General features: G+C 45.8%; 21 protein-coding genes. 18 read left to right on the forward strand and 3 right to left on the reverse strand.

Going from position 1 to position 15,445, the window contains the following annotated elements; translation table 11 throughout:
- From Tfer_RS16835 to Tfer_RS13290, 6 genes are all read left to right on the forward strand, one after another.
- On the forward strand, window positions 1-210 hold a 210-nt coding region (locus Tfer_RS16835; RefSeq protein WP_207642456.1), incomplete at its 5' end, for a hypothetical protein.
- 105 nt (window positions 211-315) lie between these two features.
- Window positions 316-726 carry a hypothetical protein gene (locus Tfer_RS13270; protein WP_052218821.1) on the forward strand — a complete coding sequence of 137 codons (411 nt, stop codon included), beginning with the start codon at window positions 316-318 and terminating at the stop codon, window positions 724-726.
- A 96-nt stretch (window positions 727-822) separates the two neighbouring features.
- Window positions 823-1,662, forward strand: coding sequence for an MBL fold metallo-hydrolase (locus Tfer_RS13275; protein WP_052218822.1), 840 nt, complete (start codon window positions 823-825; stop codon window positions 1,660-1,662).
- Window positions 1,663-1,710: 48 nt separating this feature from the next.
- On the forward strand, window positions 1,711-2,694 hold the full coding sequence (locus Tfer_RS13280) for a patatin-like phospholipase family protein (protein WP_052218823.1): 984 nt from the start codon (window positions 1,711-1,713) through the stop codon (window positions 2,692-2,694).
- 123 nt (window positions 2,695-2,817) lie between these two features.
- A complete protein-coding gene (locus Tfer_RS13285) occupies window positions 2,818-3,255 on the forward strand; it encodes an acyl-CoA thioesterase (protein ID WP_052218824.1) in 438 nt (145 codons plus the stop codon).
- A gap of 1 nt (window position 3,256) precedes the next feature.
- A complete protein-coding gene (locus Tfer_RS13290; RefSeq protein WP_052218825.1) occupies window positions 3,257-4,027 on the forward strand; it encodes a DUF1189 domain-containing protein in 771 nt (256 codons plus the stop codon).
- A 107-nt stretch (window positions 4,028-4,134) separates the two neighbouring features.
- Here Tfer_RS13290 and Tfer_RS16630 read toward each other — a convergent pair whose 3' ends face one another.
- The gene (locus Tfer_RS16630) at window positions 4,135-4,305 is read right to left on the reverse strand and encodes a hypothetical protein (RefSeq protein ID WP_160315569.1); all 171 of its coding nucleotides are present in this window, start codon (window positions 4,303-4,305) and stop codon (window positions 4,135-4,137) included.
- A gap of 193 nt (window positions 4,306-4,498) precedes the next feature.
- On the opposite strand from Tfer_RS16630, the gene Tfer_RS13295 reads away from it, so the two are divergent.
- From Tfer_RS13295 to Tfer_RS13305, 3 genes are all read left to right on the forward strand, one after another.
- Entirely contained in the window at window positions 4,499-5,506 is a 1,008-nt protein-coding gene (locus Tfer_RS13295; RefSeq protein ID WP_013121213.1) for an aldo/keto reductase, read from the forward strand.
- A gap of 219 nt (window positions 5,507-5,725) precedes the next feature.
- Window positions 5,726-5,932: a hypothetical protein gene (locus Tfer_RS13300; protein WP_013121212.1), complete on the forward strand. Its 207-nt coding sequence runs from the start codon at window positions 5,726-5,728 to the stop codon at window positions 5,930-5,932.
- Between the two features lie 72 nt (window positions 5,933-6,004).
- A complete protein-coding gene (locus Tfer_RS13305) occupies window positions 6,005-6,193 on the forward strand; it encodes a ferredoxin (protein ID WP_013121211.1) in 189 nt (62 codons plus the stop codon).
- 44 nt (window positions 6,194-6,237) lie between these two features.
- Here the strand turns inward: Tfer_RS13305 and Tfer_RS13310 are convergent, their stop codons facing one another.
- Window positions 6,238-6,468, reverse strand: a complete 231-nt coding sequence (locus Tfer_RS13310; RefSeq protein ID WP_152909065.1) for a DUF896 domain-containing protein — start codon at window positions 6,466-6,468, stop codon at window positions 6,238-6,240.
- Between the two features lie 289 nt (window positions 6,469-6,757).
- Between Tfer_RS13310 and Tfer_RS13315 the strand changes: the two genes are divergently transcribed.
- The 9 genes from Tfer_RS13315 to Tfer_RS13360 all read left to right on the forward strand — a co-directional run bounded on the left by Tfer_RS13315 (window position 6,758) and on the right by Tfer_RS13360 (window position 14,034).
- Window positions 6,758-7,216 (forward strand): DUF4829 domain-containing protein, encoded by a 459-nt coding sequence (locus tag Tfer_RS13315; RefSeq protein WP_052218826.1) that lies wholly within the window; start codon window positions 6,758-6,760, stop codon window positions 7,214-7,216.
- Between the two features lie 202 nt (window positions 7,217-7,418).
- Window positions 7,419-7,715 carry a hypothetical protein gene (locus Tfer_RS13325; protein WP_013121208.1) on the forward strand — a complete coding sequence of 99 codons (297 nt, stop codon included), beginning with the start codon at window positions 7,419-7,421 and terminating at the stop codon, window positions 7,713-7,715.
- A 22-nt stretch (window positions 7,716-7,737) separates the two neighbouring features.
- The gene (locus Tfer_RS13330) at window positions 7,738-8,220 is read left to right on the forward strand and encodes a hydrolase (RefSeq protein WP_152909066.1); all 483 of its coding nucleotides are present in this window, start codon (window positions 7,738-7,740) and stop codon (window positions 8,218-8,220) included.
- 75 nt (window positions 8,221-8,295) lie between these two features.
- A complete protein-coding gene (nth, locus tag Tfer_RS13335) occupies window positions 8,296-8,922 on the forward strand; it encodes an endonuclease III (RefSeq protein ID WP_013121206.1) in 627 nt (208 codons plus the stop codon).
- A gap of 137 nt (window positions 8,923-9,059) precedes the next feature.
- Complete coding sequence (gene glgA / locus Tfer_RS13340; protein ID WP_052218829.1) at window positions 9,060-10,547, forward strand: glycogen synthase GlgA; 1,488 nt, start codon at window positions 9,060-9,062, stop codon at window positions 10,545-10,547.
- Between the two features lie 108 nt (window positions 10,548-10,655).
- A complete protein-coding gene (locus Tfer_RS13345) occupies window positions 10,656-10,892 on the forward strand; it encodes a hypothetical protein (RefSeq protein WP_052218830.1) in 237 nt (78 codons plus the stop codon).
- Window positions 10,893-11,035: 143 nt separating this feature from the next.
- On the forward strand, window positions 11,036-11,242 hold the full coding sequence (locus tag Tfer_RS13350; protein WP_052218831.1) for a hypothetical protein: 207 nt from the start codon (window positions 11,036-11,038) through the stop codon (window positions 11,240-11,242).
- A 20-nt stretch (window positions 11,243-11,262) separates the two neighbouring features.
- On the forward strand, window positions 11,263-12,321 hold the full coding sequence (locus Tfer_RS13355) for a DUF1786 domain-containing protein (RefSeq protein ID WP_052218832.1): 1,059 nt from the start codon (window positions 11,263-11,265) through the stop codon (window positions 12,319-12,321).
- A 9-nt stretch (window positions 12,322-12,330) separates the two neighbouring features.
- The gene (locus Tfer_RS13360) at window positions 12,331-14,034 is read left to right on the forward strand and encodes an ABC-ATPase domain-containing protein (protein WP_052218833.1); all 1,704 of its coding nucleotides are present in this window, start codon (window positions 12,331-12,333) and stop codon (window positions 14,032-14,034) included.
- Window positions 14,035-14,066: 32 nt separating this feature from the next.
- Here Tfer_RS13360 and Tfer_RS13365 read toward each other — a convergent pair whose 3' ends face one another.
- On the reverse strand, window positions 14,067-15,392 hold the full coding sequence (locus tag Tfer_RS13365) for an S-layer homology domain-containing protein (RefSeq protein ID WP_052218834.1): 1,326 nt from the start codon (window positions 15,390-15,392) through the stop codon (window positions 14,067-14,069).
- Between the last annotated feature and the right edge of the window lie 53 nt (window positions 15,393-15,445).

The following is a 15,445-nucleotide window of genomic DNA, read 5'->3' on the forward strand; positions in this document are numbered from 1 at the left end:
CAATTTCAAGCCCTCACTGTCGTAAACACAGGCTTGCCGCCCTCCACTAAGTCGCAACTCATCACTTTAATGTGCAGCGGTTTTTTGATATCCTGCAGAGTAAATGCAGTAGTAAAGCCTCAAAACGGTATTTTCGCCATCTTCGGGCATGCGGGAACTCCCTGCCTGCCCGGCAGCGGGTTTGCGGGCGCAGTCGCTCCCAAACGGTAAGCGGAGAACCCTCCCTATCCTGCCGTAGGAGGGGAGAAAGAAAAATAGAAGCCGCTGCATAGTGAAACAAACGTTGCCTGAATGGAGAGGATTATCCTCTCCTTTTTGCGTAAGAAAAAGGGATTTGGGTTCAACGGTCGAAAATATGATATAGATACAAAAACCGGTATCCGGAGGGCGGTGGTCAGGACGATTAAATCGCTGGCATTAATTACTTTTGGTACTCTTTGGCTCATGTTTGCTCTCAAGTGGAGAATTGCCAAAAAAGACAAATTTATTATCCCTCCCCAATTGGTGGAAACTTCCGGGGAATGGGACAATTGCGACTGCGCCTGTGGGACCGTTAGAGATGATTGGCATATTGTATCTGTACATAAGCGGGATTTCAAATACCTGTTTATTTGCCCAAAGTGCGGGCAGTTCTGGGAAGAAGCCATGGTATCCGGCGGAATTACCAAATGGCGCCCCGTACAGAAAGATTATGTTTTACTACATTACGATACCAGTAAAATATAATGGTTGTGTAGTGGGAAAAAAGCGCCTGTATAAAGCAGGAATTTTTTGTACATATAAGAAACAAATGGAAAAGAAAAATGGAGCGGAGTGTTGTAGTTGTTCAGGATAGATAAAGATTTTTTTGTCTTTCAAAGCAGCATGTGGCAGACTAACAGTGTGGTCTACCGGAATGAAGCAGTTGCAGTTGTGATTGACCCGACCTATTTCCCAAGCGAGATCCGGATTATTGCCAGCCAGGCGATGAATAGCAAAGCCTTTAACAAGTATGTCATTTTCACCCATGCTGATTTTGACCATATTGTGGGGCATCAGTACTTTAACGGGTTTAAATTGTTGGGACATTCGGCGTTCCGGACAGTAGACCGGGAGGCTCAGTTGATTCAGCTCAACGAACTTGATGAAACTTACTACGTATCCAGGGATAAAAAATTTGTTTTCCCGGAAATAGACAATTACCTGGAAGACGGAATGCGCATACCCCTGGCAAAGGATGAACTTTTAGTCGTTCATGCCCCCGGACATACAGCGGAAAGTATATTTTTAATCAGCAGGTCTAAGAGAATACTGGTAGCGGGTGATTATCTTTCCGATCTTGAGTTTCCGTTTGTATACCATAGTTTTCGGTCTTATATAGATACGTTGGAAAAGACAAAAAAGCTGGTTGATGAACTGGAAATCGAAATGGTTATACCCGGCCACGGAGATTTTGCAGCCGGTCGACAAGAAATCCTGTTCCGCATTGACAGCGATAAGGACTACTTGGAAGAAATCCTGGCCAGGGTTACGGATTATTGTACTCGCGGCATGACTTTAAAGGAAATTCTGGAAGTTCTAAAAGAAATGTCATTCCGTGGCGAAAAAATTACCGGTGTTTTGGTAAAAATGCACATGGAGAATATTCGCAAGGCTGTGGAAGAAATCTGCGCAGGGAATTAGGTACATCCGTCGGCCCTTTTAATATTATAAATTGAGGAGGGTTGACGGATGGGCTTTTTTGATAAATTGAAAAAAAAGAAAAAAGCCTACGCTGTTTTTGAAGGCGGGGGAGTAAAAGGCCTTGGCATTGCCGGTGCCCTGGAAGTGGCTGAACGTTATTACGAATGGGAAAACGTCGCCGGGACCTCTGCCGGGGCAATTATCGGCGCTTTGGTAGCGGCAGGCTATTCCGCGTCGGAAATTAAAGATATGTTGTTTTCTATAAATTATAAGCAATTAAAGGATTCCTTCCCTGCGGGGAAAATTCCACCTGTCGGCGGTCCCATTTATAATGTGATAACCAGGATGGGAATTTACCAGGGGAAGTTTATTGAAGATTGGGTGAAGGAAAAACTTGCCGCCAGGGGTATTCGTTCTTTTGGCGATTTAATTAATTCAAAGGAAAGGGATGACCGTTATAAGTATAAATTACAGGTAATTACATCGGATATTTCCCGGGGTAGGATGGTGGTGTTGCCCAGGGACCTGAAGTTTTACGGCATAAATCCCGACGAATTTTCTGTAGCCAGGGCTGTGCGCATGAGCAGTACCATTCCCTTTTATTTCGCGCCGGTGGTAATCAAATACCATGATGAAAGATGTGTGCTCAGAGAAAGTTATTTCGTCGACGGGGGGGTTTTAAGCAATTTTCCCTTATGGCTCTTTGAGTCCGAGGGGGCCCGTCCGAAATTGCCTACTTTTGGTTTCCGGCTTGTGGGACCAAATGAGGGCAGGCCGCGAAACATTGAAGGACCGGTATCTTTTCTAGCAGCCCTGGTTTCCACCATGTTGGAAGCCCACGATGCCTATTACCTGGAGGAACGCTCTTCAGCCAAGACTATATCCATTCCTACCCTCGGGATTCATGCCACTGATTTCGATATAAGTAAGGAAAAGATGCGCCAGCTTTACGAATCAGGTAAAATGGCCGCGGAAGCCTTTTTCGAGCACTGGAATTTCGGTTTTTACCTACAGCGTTTTTTCAGTAAATGAAATAAGCGGCGGCTAACGCGCCCGGCGCAGGTATTTTTAAAGCAGGAAATGGCAAGGGAAAGGGCAAATATTAATAGACATTAACAGAAACGGTAAAATAATTCACATTACTTAGGAGGAAATATGGTGGGAGAAGTCAAGGTCAGGGTACGATATGAAGAAACAGACCAAATGGGGATGGTATACCACGGGAAGTATTTTGTGTGGTTTGAAGTAGGTCGGACTGAATTGTTCCGTGACTTTGGGCTGCCTTATACTGTACTGGAGGCCAATAAAATCTATCTGCCGGTGGTGGAGGCCCACTGCCAGTATAAAACATCGGCCCGGTACGACGATGAATTGATTATTAAGACGCGAGTAAACAAACTTTCCGGCGCCCGTATTGGTTTCGATTATGACATCGTTAATGCGGATGGTCAGCTTATTGCCCATGGCGGGACAACCCATGCTTTTCTAAACGAACATGGCAAACCGGTTAATGTTAAAAAAGCCGCTCCCTGGCTCTGGGATAAACTGGTAAATGTGGCGGAAGCCGATAACCTGTTTAAGGAGGTACGCTGAGTTGGGTTTTATAGAACAGTTTAAAGGCAGTATTATAGATTGGACTTTTTACAGAGAAGTAGCTTTCCAAAAAACATCAAAAACCATCAAGTATTTACTGGTTTTATTCAGTATCCTTTTTATTATCACAGGCATCAAAAGCGCAATTGGGTTAAACAGTGATTTACAGCAGTTTATCAGTGATTTTAAAAAAAAGGTGCCGGATTTTAAGCTGGCAGACGGTGAATTCCGATTCAATGCTAAGCAGCCTTATTACCTGGAAGGAGAAAACAATTCCGTCCTGGTGGTTGATACAACGGGAGCCACCAGAGAGGATGTTCTGGATAAATACAGCGATGGCGTGTTTATTACCAAGACTAAGATTTATCTTAAGCAGCAGTACCAGGTCAGACAGATAAATTTAAAGGATTATAAAGAAATAACCCTCACCAAAGATAAAGTTTTGGCCTTTTTGCCTTCTTTGAAATGGTTGATCATTATCATCGGCATTGTAGGTTATATCGTTAGCCTGGTGGGAAAACTGCTAAGCGGAGTATTCCTTGCCATGATCGGTATGTTTGTCAACAACGCCCAAAAGGGCCCTTTGCAGTTTGGCCAGGCCTGGAACGTTGGCATATACGCATTGACTTTGCCGCTGCTGTTGGAAGCATTGGTCAAATTGGTGTACCCGCAGTTTCCTTATTTCTTCTTGATTTATTATGCTATAGCCATTTTTTACGTGGTTAAAGCTGTTCATTGGATTATCAATGATACGGAAATAAAAGTAGAATAGAAAAAATGTTGAATAGGTGGTGTATCCTGCCGGTGAATACGCCACCTACCTTAAAGTCACGGGAAAGGTCTTATTTCCCCGGTTTGGCAACCTAAATATGCAGGACGCTATAGCTCTTTCCTTTTTCTTAGTTCATCGGGGTCATAAGGGGTGATGCGGTCTGCCGCTGCTGTAAAACCTGTGTTTTCAACCGGCTCCATCACGCTTTTGTTGTTTTTGGCGTCTTTTAACCTTGGCGCTCTTTGTTTGTCCATGAATTTTTGCTCTTTCTGCAACAACAACAACACCTCCTTCCAAAGCTTGTATCATATCTTTTTTCTTAGCTTTTGGAAAAGCCCCAGAAAATATTAGTGGGGTAATTTGCTAGAGAAGGATTAGTTTTTGAACGTAAAAGTTTTCTTTTTCCAGGGTAAAATAACTTCATATGTTTATATTGATGGCAATAAACTGTTACATTAGGAGGTATTGATTGTGGAAAAAAGAACTCTTGGCAGAACCGGCTTAAAGGTATCGGTAATTGGACTGGGGGGGATTCCCATCCAACGGGTTGCCGGGGAAGAAGCGACAGCGATACTGAAAACCGCATTGGAAAAAGGCATTAATTTTTTTGATACTGCCAGGGCGTACACCGATAGTGAAGTAAAGTTCGGTGTCGGTTTTCGGGGCACCAAAAGACCCATCATCGCTACTAAGTCTATGGCCAGAGACAAAGAGACCATGGCCAGGGATATTGAACTGAGCTTGAAAAATTTAGGTGTCGGTACCATTGACCTGTACCAGTTACATAATGTTAAGGACAGGGAAACTCTGCAAAAGGTCCAGGGGCCTGATGGGGCGCTGGCCGCTTTAAAAGAAGCCAGGGCCCGGGGCGAGATCAATTACATTGGGATTACCGGGCACATTCCGGAAATCCTGGTGGAAGCACTGAAAACAGGGGAATTCGATACAGTCCAGTTCCCATATAACCCTGTAGAAAGGGAAGCGGAAAAAGCCCTCATCCCCCTTGCCCTGGAAATGAATATTGGGATGATTGCCATGAAACCCTTGGCCGGCGGGGCTTTTAAAAACGCGGCCCTGGCCATTAAGTTTCTTCTAAATTCGCCTGTTTCGACCATTATACCAGGCGTGGACAAACTGGATCAGGTGGCCGAAAATGCTGCCCTTGGACAGCAAATATTACCTTTGACGGAGGAAGAGCAGGAAACCTTAAACCGGGAAGTGCGGCAATTGGGAGAGCGTTTTTGCCGGCGCTGCGAATACTGCCAACCGTGCCCCCAGGGCATTGATATTCCCATGATTTTTCTCCTGGAGGGTTACTGGACCAGATACGGACTGCAGGATTGGGCTGTAGACAGATACAGACCGTTGGCCAAAAAGGCTTCCGATTGTGTCGAATGTGGCCTTTGTGAAGAGAAGTGCCCCTACAACCTGCCGATAAGGGAAATGCTAAAGGAATCCAGGAGCCACCTGGAGGGTTGAGACTTGAATTAAGATTAAAATTGAGATGCGGCTTGTTACGTGAATATACGGAACCTTAGCCGGGGCAAAATATAATGAGAGGTGTACACTATTATGAAAAAAGGCCCCGGATTGCACAATATATGGGTTAATCCCCGGGTCGAAATCCTCTGGGACCAATCCGCTGACGGATTTAACCGCTGTAAGCTAAAAGTTTACGGGCTCCTGTGCGGAGGCTGAGTGGCCCGCGTCAGGGGCGTCCTGGAGGGTATGCCCGAAACTGAGCAAGTGGAGTTTATCCCCGAAGAAGAGTCATTCGTGGTTAAATATGGCGGCAAGCGGCTACTTGGTCCGGAATTCTCCAGACGTGTCATGTCAGCAGTTATCATGCCGGGCGCCAGAAAGTTGCTGCACGATATTGGGAAAACCATGCACAGGAATAATTAACGCTTATTGGGGCAACATTAATGATGGGAAAAATTCTATGGGATACATTAAAACATAAAAGGGGGTAACACTTTGAAGGTAAAAGTATACGAAGACCTTTGCGTCAGTTGCGGACAGTGCATCAGTATCTGCCCCGATGTATTTGAATGGGGTGATGACGACAAGGCAGTTGCCAAAATAGAGGAAGTACCTGCCGACCAAGAATCTTTGGCTCACGAGGCAGTAGAGGGTTGCCCGACGGCAGCAATTAAGGAAGAATAAGGTTGTGAAAGATAATTGAGGCTGTGCTTATCTGCCAGCCTCATTTAATTTTTACAGTGGTGGCAATTGCACCCATGGCCGTGCTCCTTGTTTTTATGCTGTCCTTGCTGGGCCTGTTTCAGTGCATCCAGAGATGCCTTGACCTGCTGCCGTATGTTCCGCAGGTAGATGTCCCTCAATTTTTTTTGTTCTTCCGCTTCTTCTGCTGTCAGGCCTTCGTGCTTCTTTTTCCAGGCCAGGTAATTGATCCGTTCAATTAAATCCCTGTCAATCATGGCGCCCTCCTGACAATTATTGGTTTAATCAGAATTTGAAACCATTTTACCACAAATAAAACAAAATTCAAAATGCAATTATAATTAAAGAAATTGCTCAACCTTCTACCGATAGCCAGCGCCGATGTTCAAAAAATGTCGTAAAATGTCATACGAAATATAACATTCCATAGCAGGAATTAATTGTTAACATGAGAAAAAATATTAAACGTATCTATTATCATTATATACTGATCCGAAGGTATATTTTAAAATTGCCGGATACTATTAAAACATGACAGGAGAGACTATGAAAAAAACAGCGATTTTAGGGCTTATATTTTTGCTTCTTATCAGTGGGTGCATTGGTACCAATTCTTCCATTGAACAGTACAATAAACAGTATAAAAATGACGATGAACAATGCAAAAGGGCAATCACTGATTATTTCCAAGCAGTCAAAACTCATGATTTAGACAGGCTAAAGAGCTTATATTCAACTGAGAGACGTAAAATGGCTCAAAATGCATCGTTGGGAGAAGATGAATATGAATTTATCAACATATCACAAATAGTACCGGATAAATCCGTGGTATATGAATACATGACCTTTGGTAGAGGCAAGAATAAAAAAGAAGAAGATATAAAGGGTTACAAAGTTGATTTTGAGTTTAAATTAAAGAACAAGGCTAAAGTTGTGCAAGATCATTTTAAATTTATACTTGTTAAAGAGAGCGGAAATTGGAAAATAGACGATTTTGGCCACTAGTTTTTTCTTCAATGTCAATATGAGTGTGGTAGGAAAGACACCCTGTGCAAAATACCTTGCAGTGGGGTCTTTTTTTTTAGGGGAAGTTACCCCAAATATTCTTGACAGCATGTCTTTTTTCCTGTTGTTGGCCCATTTGGTACAAATTTTGGTGCAAATTATGTTATAATAAGCATAAATATTTTGGGCAGGTGAAGGAATCTTGCTGTGGAAGCGCCCCATTCATCCAACTGTAATTACGGTTGTTTCTTTACCGGCTTTTCTGTTGGGCGGTTTACTGGCGGGCATCAACTGGATCAATCTCGGCCAGCGGGAACGGGGAATCAATACAATGAAATACAGTTTGCTGGGTACAGTATTTATATTGCTGGTCATTCTGTCCATACCCAGGGACGTGGCTTTAAAGTTCTGGTCTGTGGGGGTTGGCATTAATCTGGGGGTAGGCATGGCCTTACGAAAACTGCAGTTGCCTGCTTACGAAGCCTGGAAATTCAGATAAAAGTATGCTGTGAGGTGCCGTTATGATGAAATGCTTTTGTCCCGGCATGACCGAGGAAGAATTCATGAATTGGGATATGCAGGAAAATGACTGGACAGGCAAAACTTTTTACCAGGTAAAGGTACCCATGATTTCGCATTTTCCCGTTGCTCCCGAACTTAAAATTTTTAGGGTGATGGCAGAAATCGAGGGAAAGGGTTTTCGGACTGTTGCCCCGCCGCTAATTGTTTTTAACGATGGTATGCTGGTGGGCAGTCTCATGGTTGAAATTGTGTCCCCGGACGGAAAATATGCCAACGTTGTCACGATGGGGCCGACCCGAATGATATCCAAGGTATATACCGGGCCGCGCCACCTGGTTCCAAAGGCCTTGAAGGAGTTTGACCGTCTCCTGATGAGCCGTAAAATTATAACGAATGATTATTATTTCTGGTTTTTAACCTGCAAAAACTGCAACAAAAGGAGTAAAGAAAATAAAACCATAATTTTCGCCAAAGTGTTGTAAACCAAAAACATATTATTATCGTACTTGTTATGATGAACCGATAACAGGTCATTCGTCGTCCGGAGGTAGCGGTTTATGGCTGCAGACAGGGTACAAATGATATTACAGGCATTGGAAAAAGAATACGGCGATGCGGGAACAGCTTTAAATTACAGGAACCCCTTTGAACTGCTGGTGGCCACTGTTTTGTCCGCCCAGTGCACTGACGAACGGGTAAACAAAGTGACTCCTGCTCTCTTTGCCAAATTCGGCACTCCGGAAAAGATGAGCAAGGCCCCGGTAAAAGAGGTGGAAGAGCTGATCAAAAGCTGCGGTCTGTATCATAACAAGGCCAGGAACCTGGTGGCGGCAAGCAAAAAGCTGGTGGCGGAATTCAAAGGCCAGGTACCGGATACCCTGCAAGAGCTTATATCTTTGCCGGGAGTAGGCCGCAAGACGGCGAATGTGGTTCTAAGCAACGCTTTTGCCCGGGATGCCATTGCCGTGGATACTCATGTCTTCAGGGTAGCCAACAGGCTGGGCCTGGCTGACAGCAGCACTCCGTTAAAAACGGAAGCGGACCTGATGCGGGCAATTCCCAGGGACAAATGGTCCCGGGCTCATCACTGGCTCATTCATCACGGCAGAAAAGTTTGTAAGGCAAGAAACCCGCAGTGTGTGAATTGTTGCCTGGCGGTCTACTGCAAATCGCGCCAAATATAATGCTGTTATGAAAAGGATTTTGCAGAATTGAGGTAGAATGTGACAATTGAAGTCTCTCAATTATTTTTGTTGACTGGCTCTACGACAACGGAAGAAGAAATTTTTTGGGAAAGAAGAAATAATGTCGGAGGTACCTGATGACTGATCATGAGTCCCTGAAAATTTTGTTTGTTTCTTCGGAAGTTGCTCCCTATGCGAAAACCGGCGGCTTGGCCGATGTGGCAGGGTCTTTGCCCAGGGCGCTGGCCCAAATGGGCCATGATGTCCGCATAGCCATGCCAAGATACAAGGTTATTAAAAGCAGTATGGAAACTTTGACGGACTTTCCCGTTTTGATAAGGGGACGCAAAGAGACTGCTATCGTACGCAGGACTTTTATGAATGTGGGGGAGGCAACCCTAGGCCGACAGTTGCCGGTGTACTTTATAGACAATTATCATTACTTTGACCGCCAACATCTTTACATGTATGCCGACGAAGCTGACCGGTTCGGGTTTTTCTGCCGGGCGGTCCTGGCCATGCTGCCGGCAATTGGTTTTCAGCCTGATATTATTCACTGCAACGACTGGCAGACAGGGCCTGTGTGTGTATTATTAACAGAATTGGCAGCCCAAAATCCCTTTTATAAAGGGATAGCTACTCTTATGACCATACATAACCTGCATTACCAGGGTAATTTTCCCCGGGATGCTTTGGATGTGTTGGGACTGCCGGAGTATTATTATCATCATGAACGGTTGGAATTCTACGGTAGTATAAGTTTTATCAAAGCCGGACTAGTATATGCCGATTTGCTCAATGCCGTCAGCAAAACCTATGCCCGGGAGATTCAGACGCCGGAATACGGTGAAGGCATGGAAGGAATTCTGCGGAAGCGAGCACAGGATTTATATGGAATAATTAACGGTATTGACTACAATGAGTATGACCCCGAAAAGGACCCTTTTATCACCGCTCGTTACCGTTCGGGAAACCTGGAAGCCAAGAAGGAAAATAAGACCGCGGTGCAGAATATACTACGCTTACCGAAAGTGGATTTCCCGGTAATCGGCTTGGTATCCCGGCTTGTGGACCAGAAGGGGCTTGAACTGATTGCAGAAGTTTTTGACCGGTTGATGACTCAAAATATACAGTTAATAGTATTAGGTTCAGGTGACAGGAAATACGAGGATTTCTTCCAGGCTATGGCCGGGAAATACCCCGAGAAAGTAGGGGTGTTCATAGGATTCAACGAAGCTTTGGCCAAACAAATATATGCCGGCAGCGACATGTTCCTGATGCCTTCCCGTTTTGAACCCTGCGGATTGGGCCAGTTGATCGCCTTAAGGTATGGTACCGTTCCCATTGTCAGGGCTACAGGCGGGCTGGCCGATACTGTCACCGATTACGATCCGCACACGGGCGCCGGTAACGGTTTTGTTTTTCAAGCCTATAACGCAGAGGAAATGTATGCCGCTATTTTACGCGCTTTGGATCTGTATAATTCAGACCGAGGTAGCTGGAAGAGCCTTGTGCGAAAAGCCCTCGACAGCGATTTCTCATGGAATAAATCTGCCCGGGAATACGTTGACCTTTACCGTCTCTGCATAAAGAAACATAGGATTGGGTATTCGGGTGGCATCTAAATGCCGTTTGAATAAAAATTAGGTAGTATTAAATAAAATAAGGTTCCGGAGTAATAATCCGGCCCGTCGTGGGGCATATTAACAGATAAAAACGACAGGAGGCCGATTATGAATATTACTCTGGACTTGAGACCGGCTTTGGGTGAACAGAGTATCAATAAACTGAAAGACACTATTGCCAGGCTGGGACCCAACGATGGATTAACTCTGGTACTGGATGCCGCTGATGCCCATGAAGCTGACAGGCTAACTGAGGAATTGCGAATGCATGGCTTTGATTATTATGCTAAAGGCGCCGCAGGCAAAGCCTACAGTATTATTGCTGAACGGCAGCTCTTGCAATAATACAGTTGCGGAAGTGTTGTGCGCACATAAGGTTTTTGAGAAGGTCAAATGTATTCCCGGGGCCATATGGAAAGGGAGTCATTTGGCCTTTATAAATGCCCAGGTTTTGAACATACTGAGTTGCAATAAGGAGATGACAGACAGTGGGCGTTCACCGAGATAGCAATGGGCAAAGGGAAACAATCAAATGTGCTAATTGTTTTGTGTGTCGGGAAGGCACGGAGTTTTGCCCGAAAAGTGATAACTACGACCCTGATGCCTACCTGAAACTGGAAGAGAAACTGCGGGTGAACAGAGAAAAAAGACTGAAAGAACAGCAGGATTCAGAAAAAAGACTAAAAGAAGGATAAAAATTAAAGGAGGAATAAATTTGGCGGAAGCTATTCTGGCTATAGATGTTGGCGGAGGAACGCAGGATATCCTGCTTTACGAAGAAGGTAAGCCCATAGAAAACTGCGTGAAGATGGTACTGCCCTCCCAGACGGTGATCGTCGGCAACAGAATCAGCGCAGCTACTGCCAGGGGAGAAGCTGTGTTTTTAAACGGCAACCTGATGGGCGGCGGGGCGTGCGTGGGCGCAATTCGCAGACATTTAAATGCCGGCTTGGCCGTTTATGCCACACCTGATGCTGCCTTGACCATTAATGATGATCTGAAAAAGGTTGAAGAGATGGGAGTTGAAATAACGGCCAATCCTCCGGCCCATGTCAGGGAAATAGCCATGCGGGACATAGATCTGGAAGCGTTACAAAAAGCGCTGGCTTGCTTTGATGTAGAATTGCCGCAGAAATTTGCCGTTGCAGTCCAGGACCACGGTGAAGCGATAGGCCAGTCAAACAGGGAGTTTCGTTTTCAGCAGTGGAGGAAATTTATTGAACGCGGAGGAGCCTTAGAAGATTTGGCCTATTTTGATATACCCTTTCATTTTACCAGAATGCGGGCAGTGCAAAGGGATTTGCCCGGCGCCTTGCTGATGGATACGGGTTCGGCCGCCATCTGGGGAGCTTTATGTGACCCGGAGGTGGCTGCGGCAGCCGAGACCGGTATTACCATTGTCAATATCGGCAACCAGCATACCGTGGGAGTGCTCATTAAAGGAAAGAGGATTTTTGGCCTTTTTGAACACCATACACGGATTTTGGACGGACAGGCTATTATGGAATATGTGCGTAAACTCCAGGCTGGCACCCTGACGCACGAGGAGGTATTTAACGCCAGGGGCCATGGCGCATATGTGGACCCCGAAGCCAGGCGCCATTCTTTTACCGGGAAGATTGTGGTGACAGGACCCAACCGGTATAAGATAGCAGGGGAAAAGGTTTATCTGGCGGCTCCTTTCGGCGATATGATGCTTACGGGCAGCTTTGGTTTAATAGCGGCCTATTATCAAAAACAGGGTAAAATTATGCCTTTGATGCCCGGATATTAAGGTGACGGTATGGAAAAACTGCTTCAGAGTTTGAAAAGGATTGACGGTAAGGGATATAAAGCATATAAGGATATTGCCGGTGTTTATCAGTTCAGGGACTATACCCTGTATATCGACTATGTTCAGGGTGACCCCTTTGCCTCCCCATCAAGAATCAGGGTGAGGGTGCCCCAAAGCTTGGCCCGCTTTCCGGTCGCTTTTTGGCATAACAAACCCCGGCGGATTGGGCTGGAGGATTATCTCAGCAGGCGTATTGCAGCTATGATTGGGAAACATTCCCGGGGCATCCGCGGGACGGGGAAAAGCGGGCTGATGTTTATTGATGCCGGTGGTCAGGAAATTTTGGAACGGACAGCCGTGGTGGTGAATGCAGATTATATTGAGGCCAGGATTTCCCTGGGGCTTCCGGCCAGGGGCCGAACGGTGATGGGAAATGTGGCCGCAGCGATGCTGACGGAAGAGTTGCCCAGGATAGTCGCCGATTCTATATTATTTGGCAATATTCCTGCTAAAGAAGCCCTGTCTTATGTTGAATTGAAAGAAGACCAGGATTTTATCCGTGCAGAGATGAAGAGAAGGAACCTGGTTTGCTTTGTGGCCAACGGATCAATTTTACCCAGGCAAAGCGGAGTCAGTGACAAACCCATGGCCGGAAGGGTTGTGCCTTTTGTATCACCTCCTGATCTAACCGTGGATATGCCATTACCCAATCGGGGACCTGTCAAAGGAATGGGTATTCCAGAGGGCGTTACCCTGATAGTTGGCGGGGGATATCACGGCAAGTCAACCTTATTGAAGGCCATTGAAAGAGGCGTATATGACCATATTCCCGGTGATGGGCGGGAACTGGTGATAACCCGTGCCGATGCAGTTAAAATCAGGGCTGAAGACGGAAGACGGGTGGAGAAGGTAAATATTACGCCCTTTATTAGCAATCTCCCGCATGGCATAGATACGCGGGCTTTCAGCACTGATGACGCCAGTGGCAGTACTTCACAGGCTGCCAACATTATGGAGGCCCTGGAAATCGGAACAGGTTTGCTTCTTTTGGACGAAGATACAAGCGCTACTAATTTTATGATCAGGGATGCCAGGATGCAGGCTCTGGTGGCGAAAGAAAAAGAACCGATTACGCCATTTGTGGACAAGGTAAGGCAGCTTTACAGGGATAAAGGCGTATCGACAATACTGGTAATGGGCGGGTCGGGAGATTATTTCGATGTAGCCGACCTGGTGATTATGATGGATGAATATGTGGCTTACAATATAACAGACCGGGCGAAAGAAGTGGCCCGGTTAAGGCCCAGCCAGAGGCTGGCTGAAGGGGGAAAGGGTTTTGGTGCAACGGAACCGAGGGTGGTCCTGATAAGCGGCTTTCGGCCCGAAAAGGGTGGTAAGCCCAAAGTGGATGCGAAGGGCCTGAAAACCATTATTTTTGGTACTTCTTCCGTTGATCTATCTTTTTTGGAACAATTGGTTGATACCAGCCAGACCAGGGCCATAGCCGCCATAATATTTTATATGGCGAAAAAATACATAGATAACCGGCACACTCTTCACCAGGCTGTAGATGCTGTTTTTCGGGATATTGAAGAAAAAGGGTTGGATATCCTGGCCCCTTTTTCTGGGCAGCATCCGGGTGACCTGGCCATGCCCCGCAAACAGGAAGTGGCGGCGGCTGTCAACCGGCTGAGGACATTAGCAGTAAAATAAAAGGAGCTTGATCAATCAAGCTCCTTTTATTTTTAAAGACGCTGCACCGGCGTTTCTGTGGTCAATCCGGTAGACTGCTCCCTGAATATTACCTTTTCCGGCATTGCCTTTACTTTTACTTTCACTAGGCTGTATGGGTAAGTTATCGGAAGAGTGTAAAAATTACCAGGAACGGGATCGGTATTAGTATAACGAACTGTTAAAATCTTCTGCTGTTCATCTGCGGGTATAATGCTGTTTATCTCGATACTGTAACCGCCGGTAGTTTTTTCGCCCCGGCAGGCCAACAGGTACAGGTCCGAATCGTCCCGGAAGGCGTAAAATCCTTCGTTGGTTTTAATTTCTTCAAAGAGCTGCTGCAATTTTACCGGAGCATTGTCTAAAGTCAGTTGTTCAAAAGCAACCTGTTCCTGAGCGGGTTCAGGTTCCACAAAAATCAGAGTTTTCCCGTCGGCATCTTTGCAAATTACCCTCAGATAGTCTTCGGGAGCCAATTCATCGGGCCCAACCCAATGCTTATTCTTGTAAACAGCAGGTACCGAACTCAGGGATAGGGTTTGTTCTTCCCGCCCGTCGGCGGCCGGGTGATAAAGGCTTATCTCAGTACCTTCAGGACTTTGCTTTTTTTGAGCCAGTTTACCCTCTGTTATTGTGTACCCTTTTTGTGAAATTTCTGTCGTAAAAACCTTGGCCATAATGGCGGCCACTTCTGCCCTGGAAACGGGGTGGGTTGGGAGAAAGGCACCTTTAGAATTGCCGTTTATCAAGCCTTTCTCATTAGCGAGGGCGACAAAGCCTTTTACTTCAGGATCTATAGCATCGGCATCGGTAAAGTCCAGTTCTTTACCTGTTTTTTTGGCATCACGGGCCAGGCCCAGGGAGCGAATCACCATTACGGCTGCTTCCTGCCTGATCAGGGGTTGCTGCAGTGTCATGTTCTGGACTTCTTTGTAATCGACAATATCGTTGTCGATGGCGTAATCCACATAAGGCACGGCCCACTTGGGCACTTTGAAAATTTCATTTAACAGGTAGTTATCGGAATGCCCCATGTCTTTCGGATCAAAACCGAGCATTTTAACCATCATGACCAGCGCTTCCAGTTTGGTTACAGGGTTGTTTGGCCGGAAAGTATTATCTGCATATCCGTTCATTATACCGCGAAAGTACATTTCCGCAATAAACGGTTCACCCCAGTGCCCCGATACATCGGCGAAGGGCAAAAGGGCCGGCGGTTTGGTTTCTGTCGGTACATTCAACATAAGGGATAAGGAGGGGAAAGCATAGGAACCGGCAGCAAAACTGAAAACAAAAATGAAGATCAGACCCAGTGCAAATATCCTTTTCAACAACTTCATTTTTTAACCTCCTTTCCTTTTTTAGAATTTTGAACAAAAGTTTCTATCGAAAC

This window comes from Thermincola ferriacetica (assembly GCF_001263415.1).
GTDB lineage: Bacteria > Bacillota > Thermincolia > Thermincolales > Thermincolaceae > Thermincola > Thermincola ferriacetica.